At 69.7% G+C, this 14,629-nt stretch carries 11 protein-coding genes and 4 pseudogenes; 6 read left to right on the forward strand and 9 right to left on the reverse strand.

Annotated features, from left to right (window positions below; genetic code table 11):
- Positions 1-360, reverse strand: a pseudogene (locus tag IE294_RS44455) (hypothetical protein); the annotation flags it as partial.
- 495 nt (positions 361-855) lie between these two features.
- Here IE294_RS44455 and IE294_RS49515 point away from each other — a divergent pair.
- Positions 856-1,230 (forward strand): annotated as a pseudogene (locus tag IE294_RS49515) (beta galactosidase jelly roll domain-containing protein); the annotation flags it as partial.
- A gap of 494 nt (positions 1,231-1,724) precedes the next feature.
- On the forward strand, positions 1,725-2,273 hold the full coding sequence (locus IE294_RS44465) for a discoidin domain-containing protein (RefSeq protein WP_189895033.1): 549 nt from the start codon (positions 1,725-1,727) through the stop codon (positions 2,271-2,273).
- Here IE294_RS44465 and IE294_RS49520 read toward each other — a convergent pair.
- On the reverse strand, positions 2,262-2,762 hold the full coding sequence (locus tag IE294_RS49520; protein ID WP_306433547.1) for an amidohydrolase family protein: 501 nt from the start codon (positions 2,760-2,762) through the stop codon (positions 2,262-2,264). The genes IE294_RS44465 and IE294_RS49520 overlap by 12 nt on opposite strands.
- Positions 2,763-2,782: 20 nt before the next feature.
- Here IE294_RS49520 and IE294_RS50015 point away from each other — a divergent pair.
- Positions 2,783-2,902, forward strand: a pseudogene (locus tag IE294_RS50015) (IS110 family transposase); the annotation flags it as partial.
- A 97-nt stretch (positions 2,903-2,999) separates the two neighbouring features.
- Here IE294_RS50015 and IE294_RS44475 read toward each other — a convergent pair.
- From IE294_RS44475 to IE294_RS44495, 5 genes are all read right to left on the reverse strand, one after another.
- Complete coding sequence (locus IE294_RS44475) at positions 3,000-3,941, reverse strand: ROK family protein (protein WP_189895042.1); 942 nt, start codon at positions 3,939-3,941, stop codon at positions 3,000-3,002.
- 41 nt (positions 3,942-3,982) lie between these two features.
- A complete protein-coding gene (locus IE294_RS44480; RefSeq protein ID WP_189895034.1) occupies positions 3,983-5,761 on the reverse strand; it encodes a dipeptide ABC transporter ATP-binding protein in 1,779 nt (592 codons plus the stop codon).
- Positions 5,761-6,657: an ABC transporter permease gene (locus IE294_RS44485; protein WP_189895035.1), complete on the reverse strand. Its 897-nt coding sequence runs from the start codon at positions 6,655-6,657 to the stop codon at positions 5,761-5,763. Before IE294_RS44485 ends, IE294_RS44480 begins: the two co-directional genes overlap by 1 nt.
- Positions 6,654-7,613 carry an ABC transporter permease gene (locus IE294_RS44490; RefSeq protein WP_189895036.1) on the reverse strand — a complete coding sequence of 320 codons (960 nt, stop codon included), beginning with the start codon at positions 7,611-7,613 and terminating at the stop codon, positions 6,654-6,656. The genes IE294_RS44485 and IE294_RS44490 overlap by 4 nt, the downstream gene beginning before the upstream one ends.
- Before the next feature lie 168 nt (positions 7,614-7,781).
- Positions 7,782-9,596 carry a peptide ABC transporter substrate-binding protein gene (locus tag IE294_RS44495; RefSeq protein ID WP_189895037.1) on the reverse strand — a complete coding sequence of 605 codons (1,815 nt, stop codon included), beginning with the start codon at positions 9,594-9,596 and terminating at the stop codon, positions 7,782-7,784.
- 319 nt (positions 9,597-9,915) lie between these two features.
- Between IE294_RS44495 and IE294_RS44500 the strand changes: the two genes are divergently transcribed.
- From IE294_RS44500 to IE294_RS44510, 3 genes are all read left to right on the forward strand, one after another.
- Positions 9,916-11,157 carry an ROK family transcriptional regulator gene (locus IE294_RS44500; RefSeq protein WP_189895038.1) on the forward strand — a complete coding sequence of 414 codons (1,242 nt, stop codon included), beginning with the start codon at positions 9,916-9,918 and terminating at the stop codon, positions 11,155-11,157.
- A gap of 239 nt (positions 11,158-11,396) precedes the next feature.
- The gene (locus IE294_RS44505) at positions 11,397-12,920 is read left to right on the forward strand and encodes a M81 family metallopeptidase (protein WP_189895039.1); all 1,524 of its coding nucleotides are present in this window, start codon (positions 11,397-11,399) and stop codon (positions 12,918-12,920) included.
- An 83-nt stretch (positions 12,921-13,003) separates the two neighbouring features.
- Entirely contained in the window at positions 13,004-13,798 is a 795-nt protein-coding gene (locus IE294_RS44510; protein ID WP_189895043.1) for a copper homeostasis protein CutC, read from the forward strand.
- Between the two features lie 267 nt (positions 13,799-14,065).
- Here the strand turns inward: IE294_RS44510 and IE294_RS49245 are convergent, their stop codons facing one another.
- Complete coding sequence (locus tag IE294_RS49245; protein WP_268252868.1) at positions 14,066-14,188, reverse strand: hypothetical protein; 123 nt, start codon at positions 14,186-14,188, stop codon at positions 14,066-14,068.
- Between the two features lie 145 nt (positions 14,189-14,333).
- Positions 14,334-14,629, reverse strand: a pseudogene (locus IE294_RS48665) (hypothetical protein); the annotation flags it as partial.

Consider the following 14,629-nt stretch of genomic DNA (forward strand, 5'->3'; position numbering starts at 1 on the left):
CTTGCCGTCGACCGCCCCCTTGACCTTCTCGGCCTTGCCGGAATCGGCGAACTTGTCCGCCTCATCCAGATTCTTCGGCGCCTGCGCCGCGATCGCCTCGTTGACCGCTTTGATGAACGCCGCCTTGTCGAACTCACCAGGCTTGGCCGCGTTCATCTTCTCCGCATTGGCGACCTTGCCCTGCGCCTCCTTGTCATCCGCAGGCGCAACCGCCGCGTCCTGGGCGGACTTCGACTCACTTGCGGCAGGCTGGTGGTGAGCGATCTTCTGCCTTTTCGCGGCAACGTCCGCGTTCACTCGCCGCATGCCGGGCGCCTGCGAAGGCGGCGTCTTGACCGGAGCGGTGTACCGCTGCGCCACCAGCCGGGAGACAGCGGCGTTCCCCGCCGTCCCCTGAAGTAACTGAACGGTGTGCCTGCTCAGCCGCCGGGTTTGCGGTACCGGGGCGGGTGCCTGGCCGGGAACCGGGGAGCTCTGCTGGGGTGCGTCGCGTGGAGACTGACGTGCCCCATTGCTGTCGGGCGACTTCTCCGGAGTGGCTTTCACGGCACCAGCCCCATCGCCTCGCCCGCTCATCCGGCCGTGTGCTCCCTCAGCATGCGAAGGAACACAGAACTGAGGGATGAGCACCCGGGTAGTTACCGGTGCAAAGACGGCTGCCCGATGGGGAAGCGCCGGAGCTCTTTGCCTCGCCGTTGATCAACGGGCAGAGATGAGTGGCGCAGTCAACGGACGCGTACCGATCGGCCTCCGCACACCCCCACGGGCCATGAGGAAATACCACGGCCCGTGAGACTGGAGCGCGTGGGCGTGACGTGAGACAGCCTGAGAATCAACAAGTCAGCGCGATCTCCCATGACACGAGCCGCGAGACCCTACACCCCTGCCTATGGAACGACGCGGCGTGTGCAGACGGCCCGCGATCAGACCACCCGTTCGGCTCCGTGTGCGTGGGCTGGCACGGGGGCACCCCGCTGTGTGCGTTGTGAGTGCCCTCCGGGCGGGGGTGTCGCGGCCAGTCCCCGAGTCCGGTCGCGACACCCACGGGCGCCGGACACCTCCCTCGGCCTCACCTTCACCGATGACCCGTCCCGCAGGTACCGCGCCGAGATCTACGTCAACGGCTGGGACATGGGCAACTACGTCAACTACCTCGGCCCCCAGCACGGTTTCCCCGTTCCCGACGGAGTGCTGAACCCAGACGGCAAGAACACCATCGCCATCGCCGTCTGGAACCTCGACGGAAGCACCGGCGGACTCGGCAAGGTCGAACTCACCAACTACGGCAGCTACGACTCCTCCCTGGAGGTCGCGCAGAACGACAGCCCCCGCTACGACAAGGCCCTGTACGCGATGCCGTCCCCGCACCAGCCGTCGGTGGCCCTCCACGTGCCCGGAGTGGTCAAGGGCGGTCAGCCCTTCACCGCGACCACGACGGTCAGCGTTCCTGCCGGCGCGCCCCCGGCCACCAAGGTGACCGCCGCTATTGCGACGCCCGACGGGTGGACCGTCACCCCGCACGCCGCAGCCGGCCATCCCGTGCGGGCCGCCGGCGGAACATCGGCCACCTTCGCCTGGGACGTCACCGCGCCATCTGTCCCCGGCAAGGTCAGCCCGCTCACCACCACCGTGCAGTTCGTCCAAGGCGGCCGGCCGCAGACCGTCAGCGATGAGCGGATCATCGTCCCGCCCCGCCGGTTCTCATTCCGCGGTCGAAGATGTCGGTGGCCTACGCGGACAGTCAGGAGAGCGTCGGCGAGAGCGCCCCGGCCAGCAACGTCCTCGACGGCGACCTGGGCACGTTCTGGCACACCCAATGGTCCGGACCCCGCGCACCGATGCCGCACGAGATCCAGCTCAACCTCGGCGGCGACAACAAGGTGTCCTGCCTGTACTACCTGCCACGCCAGGACAGTGCCAACGGCCGTATCGTCAACTACGAGGTCTACACCAGCAAGGACGGCACCGCCTGGGGTAACCCGGTGGCCACCGGAACCTGGACCAACACCTCCGCGGAGGGGCAGGCCTGCTTTACCCCGGTCAGCGCGCACTCAGCGAGGTGCACGGCAATCCGTGGACCACGGGTGCCGAGATCAACGTCGGCCCGGCCAACTGACGACACACCCGTTCCGGCAGGGCGCAGGCATCACGCCCGCCCTGCCGGGCGGTCATCCCACCCGCAGGATGACCCCACACCGGGCACACAGGTGAATCCCTTTCACATCGTCGGCTCGCTTTTCTATATGCAGTCCTCATTTCTCCTATCTGACTGATGGCCGAAGCCAGTCATACAGGGGGATCCTGTACCACTCGGCCGCGGTTTCGCCGAACACTGCGCCTGGCTCCTGCGGGCTCAATGGGTCGATGAGCTTGTCGGCGACCGCCACGACCTCGCCGTAGTCAGCGGCGAGCAGGCAGACTGGCCAGTCCGATCCGAACATCAGCCGGTTGGGGCCCAGCCGGTCCAGGAGTGTGTCGGTATAGGGGCGCAGGCCCGATGGCCGGGAAAGGAGTCGGACCGCAAAGGGCGTGCCCTGTCGGCCAGTGCGCGAGGGCCCTGCCCACGTCTTCGGCCGGGTCGGGTACGGACAGTGCCTTTGTGCACCTACGCGCGCAGTCCCGATGTCGCAGAGGACGAGGCCTTCGCCGAGCGTGGCACGGACAGGCTGCTTCCGGACAGGTCCGGGACGAGAAGATCCGCACCAGCCTCCGGCGGTGTGTTTTCCGAATTCTGCTTCCCTCCCCTGTCTCCTTTCAGCCACTGGCAACAGGTCGCCACCACGCCTCGTACGACAGAAAGACCGCCCCGGGCAAGCACCACACGCAGGCCCTGCTCTGCCTCGCGAGCCGACGAGCCGACGTGCTCTTCGTCATGCTCCGCGACGGCACCTTCTACGGCCCTCACTCGTCCCAACGGGTTGACGAAACCCGCCGGCACCGTCCCAGGACGGGCACGAGCGGGGGCCGCGGGTTTCGGCAGGGGTTTGGTGGTCCTGTCCCTACGCCGTCGACCGCACCCCCGTGCCCAGTTCGCCTCGGACGCGGGCGGCGGCGCCGACCGGGACTGCGTCGGAGGCCAGGGCGGCCTGGACCAGGCGGACGGGGTGGCCGCTGACCGGGGGGTCGGCGGCAAGCGCGGACTGAATGAAGGGTTCCAGCAGGGGCCAGGCCCGGCTGACGCCACCGCCGACGACCACCGTGGTGATGTCTGCGACACCCGCCGTGATCACGATCGCACGGGCGATGCCCTCTCCCGCGGCGCGGTACACCGCGAGGGCGTCGTCGTCGCCTCGGCCTGCGGCCTCCGCGACTTCACGGGCGGTGCGGCGGTGGCCGGTGCGGTCGGCGTAACGAGCCGTTATGGAGCGGCCGGAGGCCAACGTCTCCAGATGGCCGCGGCCCCCACAGGAACAGGGCAGCTCTCCGAAGCCGGGAATGTGCCCGATCTCGCCGGCCGCGCCGTGCGGACCCGCGTACAGGGCGCCGTTGGTCCACAGGGCGCCGCCGACGCCGGTTCCGAGGGTCATGCCGAGGACGTCGGTCTCGCCGCGCACCGCCCCGCCGTAGACCTCTCCGTACAGGAAGGCGTTGACGTCGTTGTCCAGATAGGCCGGGACGCCGAGGCCGTCCTCGACGGCGGCGGTGACGGTGAAGCCGGCCCAGCCGCGGAAGGAGTCGCTCGCGACCAGGATGCGGCCGTTGACGGAGTCCACCACCCCGGCGGCGCCGATTCCGGTGCCCACCAGGCGGCCCGGGACACGGGCCAGCAGCGGGGCGAGGGCGTCGAGCGCGGCGCCGACCATGGCCCGGCCGCCCTCGCGCGCCGGGGTGGCGGTTTCTGCGCGGTCTAGGACCGTCAGGTCGTCGGAGCAGACCACCACCTGGGTGGTGGTGCCGCCGATGTCGATGCCGGCGAACAGCGGCCGGGGGGAGGTGGACATGGTGGGGTCCTGCGGGGTGTGGGGGGAGATGAGGGATCGGGTCACGCCTGGGCCTCCGTACGGCCGGCCGCGAGGGCGGCCAGGCGTTCGGCCCTGCGGGCCCGCTGCAACACCGGGTCGGGCACCGGCACGGCGGCGAGCAGACGGCGGGTGTAGTCGGTCTCCGGGTGCAACAGGGTCGTCCCGGTGGAGCCCTGCTCCTCGATCCGGCCGGCGTGCATCACGACGACGTGCTGGGCGAAGTTCTGCACGACGGCGAGGTCGTGGGAGACGAACAGGCAGGCAAAGCCCAGTTCGCCCTGGAGTTCGGTGATCACCTCTAGGACGGTTTCCTGCACGCTCACGTCGAGTGCGCTGGTGGGTTCGTCCGCGACCAGCAGCCGGGGTTCCAGTACCAGGGCGCGGGCCAGGCTGACCCGCTGTCGCTGTCCTCCGGAAAGTTCGCGGGGCGCGCGGCGGGCGACTTCGCGTGGCAGCCGTACCTGGTCGAGGACGGCGGAGATCTTGGCTTGCCGGTCCTTGGCGGACAGGCCGCGACGGTGTACGTGGAGCGGTTCGGCGATGCACTCGCCGATGGTCATCCGGGCGTCGAGGGAGGCCACGGGGTCCTGGAGGACGACGCCGATGCCGGCCCGCAGTGCGCGGCGGGCCCGGGCGCGGGTGCGGCCGAGGTCGGTGCCGAACAGGGAGACGGTGCCGGAGGTGGGCGTGATCAGGCCGAGCGCGACCCGGGCCGCGGTCGACTTGCCGGAGCCGGACTCTCCGACCAGGCCCAGGGTCTGCGCCGGCCCGACCCGGAACGACACTCCGTCGAGGGCGTGCACGGCGGTCTTGCCGCGGCCGAACACCACGTTGATGTCCCGCAGTTCGACCACAGGTTCGTCCGCGGGGCCGCCGGAGCCGACGGGCGGGGCCGAAGGTTCGGCCGCCGGACGGGGCGTGGGGGCCTGCGCGGTCGCGGCGGGCCGGCCGGTCGCGTCCGCGGTCTCGGCGACGGACAGCCGGGGTACGGCGGCCAGCAGGCGCCGGGTGTAGTCGTGGGCGGGGCGCAGCAGGACGTCCTCGACCGGCCCGGTCTCCACGATCTCCCCGTGGTACATGACGGCGACCCGGTCCGCGAAGTCGGCGACGACGCCCATGTTGTGGGTGACGAGGAGCACGCCGGTGCCGGTCTCGACGGCGAGCCGGCGCAGCAGGTCGAGGATCTCGGCCTGCACGGTCACGTCGAGGGCGGTCGTCGGCTCATCGGCGATGAGCAGTCGGGGCTCGTTGGCGATGGCCATGGCGATGACGACTCGCTGGCGCTGTCCGCCGGAGAGCTGGAAGGGGTAGGCGCGGGCACGCTTCTCCGGTTCGGGGATGCCGACCCGGCGCAGCAGGTCGACGGCTTCGGCGACCGCGTCCCTGGAGGTCACCTCACGGTGGTTGCGGATCACCTCGGCGATCTGCTTCCCGATCCGGGTGAGCGGGTCGAGCGCGGTGGCCGGCTCCTGGAACACCATGGAGACGGTCCTGCCGCGCAGCGCCGCGAGGGCGTTCTCCGGGGCTCCGACGATCTGGGTGCCGGCGATGACGGCGCTGCCGGTGGCGCGGGCGTTCCCGGTGAGCAGGCCCATCGCGGCGAGTGCGATCGTCGACTTGCCGGAGCCGGACTCGCCGACGAGGGCGAGCGTCTCGCCCGGCCGGACCTGGAGGGACACGCCTTTGACCGCGGGTACTTCGCCGGTCTCGGTGGTGAAGACGACGCCGAGGTCGTCGAGTTCGAGGATCGGCTTGGATGCCGCGGTGCGGGCGGCGGAGCCGTTGGTGGTGGCGGTCATCAGCGTCCCCTCACATCGAATGCGTCGCGCAGTCCGTCCCCGATCGCGTTGAACGCCCACACCACCAGGATGATGGCCAGGCCGGGCGGCAGGATCAGCCACCAGTAGCCGGAGTAGGCGGCGGTGAGACCCGCTGAGAGCATGCCGCCCCAGTCGGTCTGCGGCGGCCGGACTCCCATGCCCAGGTAGGAGACGTACGCGACCAGCAGGATGGCGTCGGCGACCTGAAAGGTCGCGGCGACGATGACGGTGGAGACCGAGTTCGGCAGGATGTGCCGCAGGATCGCCCGGGCGTGCGTGCCGCCGATGGCACGGAGGGTCAGGACGTAGTCCCGGTTCTTCAGGGTCAAGGTCTCGGCGCGGACCAGCCGGGACGGCACCAGCCAGGACACCAGGCCGAGGATGAGGACGAGTCCGCCGAGGCCCGGTGTGGTGATGGCGGAGACCACCAGCAGGATGAACAGCGCGGGGATCGCGATGCCGGCGTCGACGATCCGCATCATCACGGCGTCGATCCAGCCGCCCGCGTAACCGGCGGAGGCGCCCCACAGCGTGCCGATGCCGGTGGCGAGGACGCCCGCGGCGAGGCCGACGATCAGCGAGACCTTGCCGCCGTACATGAGCCGGCCCAGCTCGTCGTGGCCGACAGCGTCGGTGCCGAGCCAGTGGGCGCCGCTGGGCGCGAGGTTGACCTGCTCGAGCATGGTATGGGTCTGGTCGGTCGAGTACACCAGCGGACCGACGAAGCAGAACAGGAAGAAGAGGACCACGACGGCCAGTCCGACAACGGCCAGTCTGTTGCGCAGGAAGCGGCGGACGGCAAGCCGTGCGCCGGTGGCCTCACTCGGGGCGGGGGCCTTCGCCGTGACCGCGTCCGGCTGGATGACGGTGCTCATGCCCGGCCTGCCTTCACTCGGGGGTCGATGATCCGCTGGACGATGTCGGCGAGCAGGGTGCCGGTGACGGTGGCCACGCCGATCACCAGGACGCAGCCCAGCAGGACCGGGTAGTCGGAGGACTGCGCCGCCGTCCAGAACAGCAGCCCCATGCCGGGGTAGTTGAACAGCTGCTCGATGACCAGCGCACCGCCGAAGAGCACGGGAATGTAGTAGCCGAGCATGGCCACCACGGGTGTCAGCGAGTTACGGAACACATGCCGTACCAGGATGGCGCGGGAGCGGGAGCCGCCCGCTCTGGCCGTGCGGACGTAGTCCTCGGAGAGGTTCTCCAGGGTGGCCGCCCGCATGTACCTGCTGAACACGGCGATCATGGAGGCCGCGCCCGCGAACACCGGCAGCACGAGAGCCTGCGGGTCAGAGAACACCTGCCCCAGGGTCTCCCCCTGCGGAGCCTGCGAGGGGAACCACGCCAGCTCCTGGCTGAAGACCAGCACCAGGATCAGCCCGAGGAAGTACACGGGCGTGGAGTAGGCGATGAAGCTCAGCGTGGTGATGACGTAGTCCGCCGCCTTGTTGCGGCGCACGGCCTGCCACATGCCCAGCGGTATCGCGAGGACGAGGCCCACGAGAGCCGACAGCAAGGTGAGGGCCAGGGTCTTCGGTAGCCGTTCGCCGATGAGCTGGGAGACCGGCTCGTTGAGGGTGTACGACGTCCCGAGGTCTCCGTGCAGCAGCTGACCAAGGTAGTGGAAGTACTGCACGGGCAGGGACTTGTCCAGGCCCTGCTCGTGGTTGAAGCGTGCGATCTGCTGTGCGGTGGCCTGGGGCCCGAGGATCCCGCGGGCGGGGCCCCCGGGAAGCGCGTGCAGCAGGCCGAAGACGACGATGGTCACAATGACGATCACCGCGACGGCCTGGAGGACACGTCTGATCAGATACGAGGAAGTGCTCATGTGTTTTCTGGTCGCTTCGTCTCTGTGACGCGCGCGGGCGTCACCTGGACAGGGGCGTCACCGCGACGTGGACGTCGGTGTGACGCGGGTGCGCGAGGGGTGTGCGCGGGCTTTGGGCGGCCGGCCGCGCAGCCGGCTGCCGTCGGCCCGCGCGGGTACCGACCGGGCCTACTTGGTCCACTTCCACATGGCAGGGTGGAAGTTCGCGAGCGAGTCCTGGGCGAAGCCGCCGAGACCGTTCCTGACCACGGAGATCTGGTAGTCGGGCTCCGGCAGCCAGATCACCGGGAGGTCCTTAGCGAGTGCGGCGCTGTAGTTCTGCACCGCCTCGTTCGAGGAGGACGTGGTGGTCTGGGTGATCAGCTTGTCGACCTCGGCGTTGGAGTAGCTGCCGAAGTTGGAGCCGCCGCCGGTGGCGAAGAGCGAGTCACCGCTGGGGTAGGCGGGGAAGTACCAGCTGCCCGCGGTGCCGAAGAAGGACAGCTGCCACGTGCAGCTCGACTCGCCGGCGGTGCACTGGCCGGCCTGCGACAGGACCGAGTTGACCGGGGCGGTCTTGATGCCGAACTTGATGCCGGTCTTCGCGAACGACGACTGCAGCGCGCTCATCATGTTGTCGGTCACGGTCGAGCCGGACTGGGACAGCACCTGCATCTCGAACTTGGTGCCCTTGTCAACACCGGCGCCGCACTGGTTGGCGCCGGTACCGGGGGCATTGCACACCATGGTGCCGCCCTGTTCGGTCCAACCGTGGTCGGTGAGCAGCTTCTTCGCCTTGGCGGCGTCGAAGGGGTACGGGTTGTTCTTCTGCTGGGGGGAGACGAAGGGCGACTCCTGGCCCTGCGGAATCGGGCCGTAGGTGGGGACGGCCTTGCCGTTGAAGACCACCTTGGAGAGAGTGGTCTGGTCCACCGACATCTGGATCGCCTGGCGGGCGTACAGCTGCTTGAACACCGGGCCCATGGTGGGGTTGTTGAAGTTGTACGGCATGTAGGTGATCGCCCAGCCGCTCCATGGCTTCACCGAGTAGCCCTTGGCCTTGAAGGACGCCTCCTGGCTCAGGTCCGAGGCGTTGATGTAGCCGTAGTCGACGGTGCCGGCGCGGAGGGCGTTCTCCTCGGCCTCGGTGGTGGTGAACGGCAGCAGGTTGACGTTCTTGATGTTGGCCTTGCCGCCGCCGTCGTACTTCGCGTTGGCGGTGAGTTCGACCCTGCCTGCGGTGGAGAACGACTTGATGGTGTATGGGCCGCTGACCGTCTTCCACAGCGGGTCGGTCGCGTAGCCGGATATCTTCTTGGCGGCGTTGTTCAGGTACGTCCAGACCTGCTTGGCGCCGGCGGTGGTGCGGTCCAGCTCGGAGACGGCACCCGAGTCGCTGGTCTTGTCCCAGACGTGCTGCGGGATCGGGCGGATCATGCTCAGCTCGTTGGCGAGCATCCACTGCTGGCTGTAGGCCTTGTCGAAGGTGATGGTGAAGTGCGTGTCGTCGACCGTCTTGAAGGAGGTCCAGTTGTCCGGCGCCTTGCCCGGGCTGTAGCTGGCCCAGTCCGCCTTGTCGGCCTTGACCAGGTTGAACCAGAACTCCACGTCACGCGAGGTGATCGGCTTGCCGTCGCTCCAGTGACGCTGCCCGAGGGTGATCGTCACGCTCTTGCTGTCCGCGGCGAACTTCGCGTCAGTGGCAAGCGAGTTGTCCTTGTTCCAGCCGACCTTGCCGGTGGAGCCGTCGTACGCGATCAGCGGCTCCCAGACGGCCTGGGATATCGAGGAGTTGTTGGTGTTCAGGTGCGCGGCGGTGCCGATCGGGAGGATCCAGTTCGGCGTGAAGTTCGCCGGGAGCGCGTAGTTGATCGTGTCCGACGATGCCGGACCGGACGACGAGGTACCGCCGCCGGAACAGCCGGTGACCAGCCCGCCGGTGATGACGGCGGCACCCGCGACGAGGGCCCAGCGGCGGCCGGCGGCCGTGGGAGCAAGGAACATGGCTCTCCTCAGAGTGAAAGGACCCGCAAACGTCATGGGAAGACCCAAACCGGCGCCGCGGGATCGGCGCTGCGTATGGCGACAGTCAACGACGGGCGCGCCGAACAAACAAACAAGAATGAATAACAAATAAGTTACTGCGATCTCGAAGAAAGTCAGATCCGTCATCCTCCGGCGCGCCAGGCGACAACTATGTACCGATTTAGGTGAATTTCATTCCGTGCCGGCGCTCACGGTTCCGTCCACGGAACCGTTCCCTGCTTGCCGGAACGGGCGTACTGTCTCCGACACACCCATCACTGCGGAAGTTACTTCGTACATGACTGAAATAAGTGCACGGGACCGCAAGAACACCAAGGGCGTGAACCCGAAAGGCGCGACCCTCGCCACGCGGGTCCTCGAACTCGTCGCGTCAGGGCAGGCGTCGTCCCGCGCCGAACTCGCGCAGCTCCTCGGCACGGCCCCCTCCACCATCTCCCTCACGGTGGCAGAGCTGGTCGAGCGCGGGCTCATCGCCGAGGAGGGCACCCAGTCCTCGACCGGGGGCCGCCCCCGCAGGGTGCTCAGGGCCGGCAGCACCGACGAGTACGCCGTCGCCGCCGACGTCGGCGGCCGCCACGCCCGGATCGGTGTGGTGCTCCCGGGCAACGGTGTGCGCGACGTCGCCAACGTCCCCTTCGAGATCGCCGACGGTCCCGAGGCCGCTCTGACGAGGCTCGCCGAGCACGTGGAGTCTCTCGCCGAGCAGCGGGGACGCGACCGGCTCCGGGGCGTCGGACTCTCCCTGCCCGGACCGGTGGACGTGCCCGCCGGCGCCGTCGTCCTGCCCTCCCGGATGCCCGGCTGGAACCGCTTCCCGGTCGCCGCCTGGCTGGAGGAGCGCTTCGGCGTCCCGGCCGTCGTCGACAACGACGCCAACTGCATGGCCGTCGGCGAGCAGAGCGTCAGGCCCGCCGAGCACCGGCGGACGATCACGGTGAAGATCGGTTCGGCGATCGGCGCCGGCGTCATCATCGACGGCCACCTCTACCGAGGCGCCACCGGAGCAGCCGGCGACATCACCCACATCCGTATCGAGGGCGGCGCCGACATCCCCTGCTCCTGCGGCAACACCGGATGCCTGGAGACCGTGGCGTCCGGCGCCGCGCTCGTCCGCATTCTGCGCGAACGCGGTGTCGAAGTGGCCAGCACCGAGGACGTGGTCCAGCTCGCCACCGACGCCGACCCGGAAGCCACCCGCGCCGTCCGCAGAGCCGGCGACCACCTCGGCCGGGTGCTCGCCGCCAACGTCAACTTCTTCAACCCGGACGCCGTCTACCTCGGCGGCATCCTCTCCACCCTCGAACCGTTCGTCGCCGCAGTACGCAGCCAGCTCTACGAGAGCTGCCACCCACTGGCGACCGAACACCTCACCATCGAGCGGGCCATCCTCGGCGCCGACGCCGGACTGGTCGGGGTCGGACTCTTCGCCCTCCAGCGCGCCCTGGCCCGCGCGCTGGGCGATGCCGGTGGCGTCCGCACGGACCGGTTCCCAGCCGTCGTACCCCCCAGAAATGGCTGACACCCAGAACGCCCCGCTCCGGACGAACTCCCGCCCCGGGCCACGTCCGACAGCGCCGGAGCCGTCCGACGGCCGGCCCCTGCCGGAAACGAAGTCCCGAAGGAAGCGAAGAAAGTCCGGGGCCCGGCACCGCCCGTAGCCAGAGGCCGGGTCCCGGACAGCAGCCCGAGGCTCGTGGGATGAGTCCCGCACCCCACTCCGCACTACCGCCCACTCCGCACCACCCCGCACGAGGAGCCATGACGCACACCCGCACCGCCGTCGCCCGCCCCGTCATCGCCGTCGCCGGCCTCGGCATCGAGTCCTCGACCTTTTCTCCCGCCCGCACCGAGGCACCCGCCTTCCATCCCTTGCGCGGCGGCGAGGTGTTCGACCGGTATCCCTTCCTCGCCCCGGGCGAGGAACTGCGCGAGGCCGTCGAATGGCACGGCGCCCTGGTCGGCAAGTCACTGCCGGGCGGCACCGTCACCGCCGCCGCCTGGACCGCGCTCACGGACGAACTCATCGAACGCCTCGCCGCGCTGCCCCGGCTGAACGGTCTGTGGTACGACATCCACGGCGCCATGACCGTGGAGGGGATCGACGACGCCGAGGCCGTGCTGCTGGAGCGCATCCGCGCCACCGTCGGCCCGGACGTGATCGTCTCCACCTCGATGGACCTGCACGGCAACGTCTCCCGTGAACTCGCCCACCGCAGTGACCTGATCACCTGCTATCGAATGGCCCCGCACGAGGACCACATGGAGACCAAGGAGCGTGCCGTGCGCAACCTGGTCGAGCTCCTGGTCTCCGGCAGGCCCCGCCCGGTCAAGGCGTGGGTGCCGGTCCCCGTGCTGCTGGCCGGCGAGCAGACCTCCACCCGAATCGAACCCGCGAAGAGCGTGTACGCGGCGATCGACGAGGTCGAGGCCATCGCCGGCGTGACGGATGCCGCCATCTGGGTCGGCTACGCCTGGGCGGACGAACCCCGCAACCGCGCGGTCGTGGTGGTCACCGGCGACGACACGGCTGCGGTCTCGGCCGGCGCCGAGCGCCTCGCCCGAGGCTTCTGGGACGCTCGCGACGACTTCGACTTCGTCGCCCCGACCGGCACCTACGACGAACTCCTCGACGAGGCCCTCGACTCCGACAAGCGGCCGTACTTCATCAGCGACACCGGCGACAACCCCACCGCGGGCGGCGCCGGGGACGTCACCTGGGGCCTGACCCAGCTGCTGAAACGCCCCGAGTTCCAGAAGGAGGACGGGCCGACCGTCATCTACGCCTCGGTGCCCGGCCCCGCCGCGATCGAGACCGCCGTCGCCGCCGGGATCGGCGCCACGGTCACCGTCACCGCTGGCGCAGAGGTCGACGACCGGCACGCCGGCCCGGTCACCCTCACCGGCGTGGTCCACGCGATCCGGCACGGCGACCGGGACGCCGAGACAGAGGTCGTCATCCGCGTCGGCAGCGTGTACGCGATCCTCACCAGGCTGCGCAAGCCGTACCACCACGAGCACGACTTCACCGACCTCGACCTCGATCCGCGCTCCGCCGACATCGTGATCGTCAAGATCGGCTACCTGGAGCCCGAACTGTTCGACATGTCGGTCGGCTGGAAGATGGCCCTCACCCCCGGCGGTGTCGACCAGGACCTGGTGCGCCTCGGTCACCGCCGCATCCGCCGCCCGATGTTCCCCTTCGACCGTGACATGGCAGCCCCGGACCTGACGGCCCGTATAATCCAGGCTTCCGACGAACCGCTCACCGGTGACGACGAGTGAGCGAGGGCACCCCCCGGCCTCTCGGCCTGTCCCGGACCGGCGGTGCCGCCGCGTCCGCCGGACCCGTGACCGCCGCCTGCGAGATGCCCGGACACGGCCGGTCCGGCCCGGCCGGCCCCGTACCGCGCCCGACACTGGAGATAGCCGTCACCTCACCGGTCGGCGCCCGTGTCGCCCTCGACCACGGAGCCGATCGCGTCGAACTCTGCACCGGTCTGGAACTGGGCGGTCTGACCCCGTCAGCCGCCCTGGTCGAGGCGGTTGCCGCCGTAGGCCTGCCGGTTCAGGTACTGGTCCGCTGCCGGCCGGGCGACTTCGTCTACGACGCCGAGGAGACCGCCCTGATGGTCGCCGAGGTGCGATCCGTGATCGCCTCCGGAGCCTCCGGTGTGGTCGTCGGCGCGCTCACCGCCGACGGCAGCCTCGACACCGCCGCCGTCACCCGCCTCGCCGCCGCAGCTCAGGACACGGGCCGCCCCGTCGAGGTGACACTGCACCGCGCGATCGACCAGGCCGCGGACCCCGTCGCCACCGCCGCGCTGTTGCCCGCCCTGGGGCTCACCCGGGTGCTCACCTCCGGCGGCGCCCCGGCGGCCGGGCAGGGGCTGGCCCGCCTCGCCGCCATGGTCGAAGCCGCGCCCGGTGTACAGGTGATGGCGGGCGGCGGGGTACGTCCGGTCGACATCCCGGAGTTGACCGCTGCTGGTGTGGCCGCCGTCCACCTCTCGGCGAAGCGCCGCGCCGAACCCCGGCGCCGGGCCACGTGGATCCCCCTCGGTGCCTCCAGCGCGTCCGCCGAGCAGGACACCCACTTCGTCACCGACTCGGCCGTGGTCGCCGAGGCCAGGAGGATGCTGAAGTCGCGGACGACGGACTGACCGCCCTGCGCTCCTGGGCAGGTATCGCCGCCCGGGAGTCCGCGGTCCGACGCGAATCACGGCCTTCGGCACGCCGTCGAACAGCGGACAGGTGAAGCTGCTCAGCGAGCCGCGGCGCACACCGGGATGTGGCGGTACGTCTTGGACGGGGCCTGGTCGTTCTTGGACCGGTCGGTGGCGGCGGAGACCGAGGTCAGCGCGCGGGTCGTCGAGGTCGTCGGCGTGTGCCTCGCGTTCCTTCGCCGTCCAGGCAGAGGCGCCACAGCCTCAGGCATCGGCGAGCGGATACGAGGTGGTCGACGTCGAGCTGGCGCGCGAGATCGCGGCGCGTATCCCCTCGGACAGCTGATGTCTGCGCTGCGACAGGAGCGCGCCGATGCTGTCCGTCATCGCAGAGGCCCCCGCGATGGTCATGAGGCCGACGGCCAGGGGCGGGGGACGTGAGTGCACCCTGCTTCTGCTACTTGGCCGGGGCGACGAGACGGTGACCGACACCGGGTCTGTCAAACGAGCGGTGTAGCCAGTGCGGTTGGGGCTACTGACGGGCTGCTGAGAGTCGGCCGTCGAAGCTGATGTCGAAGGCGTTCAGGGCGGTCTTCCAGCGCATGGTCCAGCGAGCTTGGCCCTTGCCGGTGGGCTCCAGCGACATGATGGCCATGTAGACGCATTCCAAGGCCGCGATCTCGTTCGGGAAGTGGCCGCGGGCCTTAGACGCCATCTCATTTGGTTCGGTAGGCTGCCGGTCGTGGTTTCGATCGTTGAGCGGCTGGTGCCGGATGAGTTGTGGGAGCTGTTCCAGCAGGTAGTTCCGGAGGCTCCGTCGCGGCCTCA

This window comes from Streptomyces canarius, from assembly GCF_014650735.1.
GTDB classification, from domain to species: Bacteria; Actinomycetota; Actinomycetes; order Streptomycetales; family Streptomycetaceae; genus Streptomyces; species Streptomyces olivaceoviridis.

Coding starts and splice junctions, on each gene's coding strand:
- IE294_RS44475 (WP_189895042.1), bottom strand. CDS start 3,941: ATGTCCACCTCCCCCCGGCCGCTGTTCGCCGGCATCGACATCGGCGGC.
- IE294_RS44480 (WP_189895034.1), bottom strand. CDS start 5,761: ATGACCGCCACCACCAACGGCTCCGCCGCCCGCACCGCGGCATCCAAG.
- IE294_RS44485 (WP_189895035.1), bottom strand. CDS start 6,657: ATGAGCACCGTCATCCAGCCGGACGCGGTCACGGCGAAGGCCCCCGCC.
- IE294_RS44490 (WP_189895036.1), bottom strand. CDS start 7,613: ATGAGCACTTCCTCGTATCTGATCAGACGTGTCCTCCAGGCCGTCGCG.
- IE294_RS44495 (WP_189895037.1), bottom strand. CDS start 9,596: ATGTTCCTTGCTCCCACGGCCGCCGGCCGCCGCTGGGCCCTCGTCGCG.
- IE294_RS44500 (WP_189895038.1), top strand. CDS start 9,916: ATGACTGAAATAAGTGCACGGGACCGCAAGAACACCAAGGGCGTGAAC.
- IE294_RS44505 (WP_189895039.1), top strand. CDS start 11,397: ATGACGCACACCCGCACCGCCGTCGCCCGCCCCGTCATCGCCGTCGCC.
- IE294_RS44510 (WP_189895043.1), top strand. CDS start 13,004: ATGCCCGGACACGGCCGGTCCGGCCCGGCCGGCCCCGTACCGCGCCCG.
- IE294_RS49245 (WP_268252868.1), bottom strand. CDS start 14,188: ATGACGGACAGCATCGGCGCGCTCCTGTCGCAGCGCAGACATCAGCTG.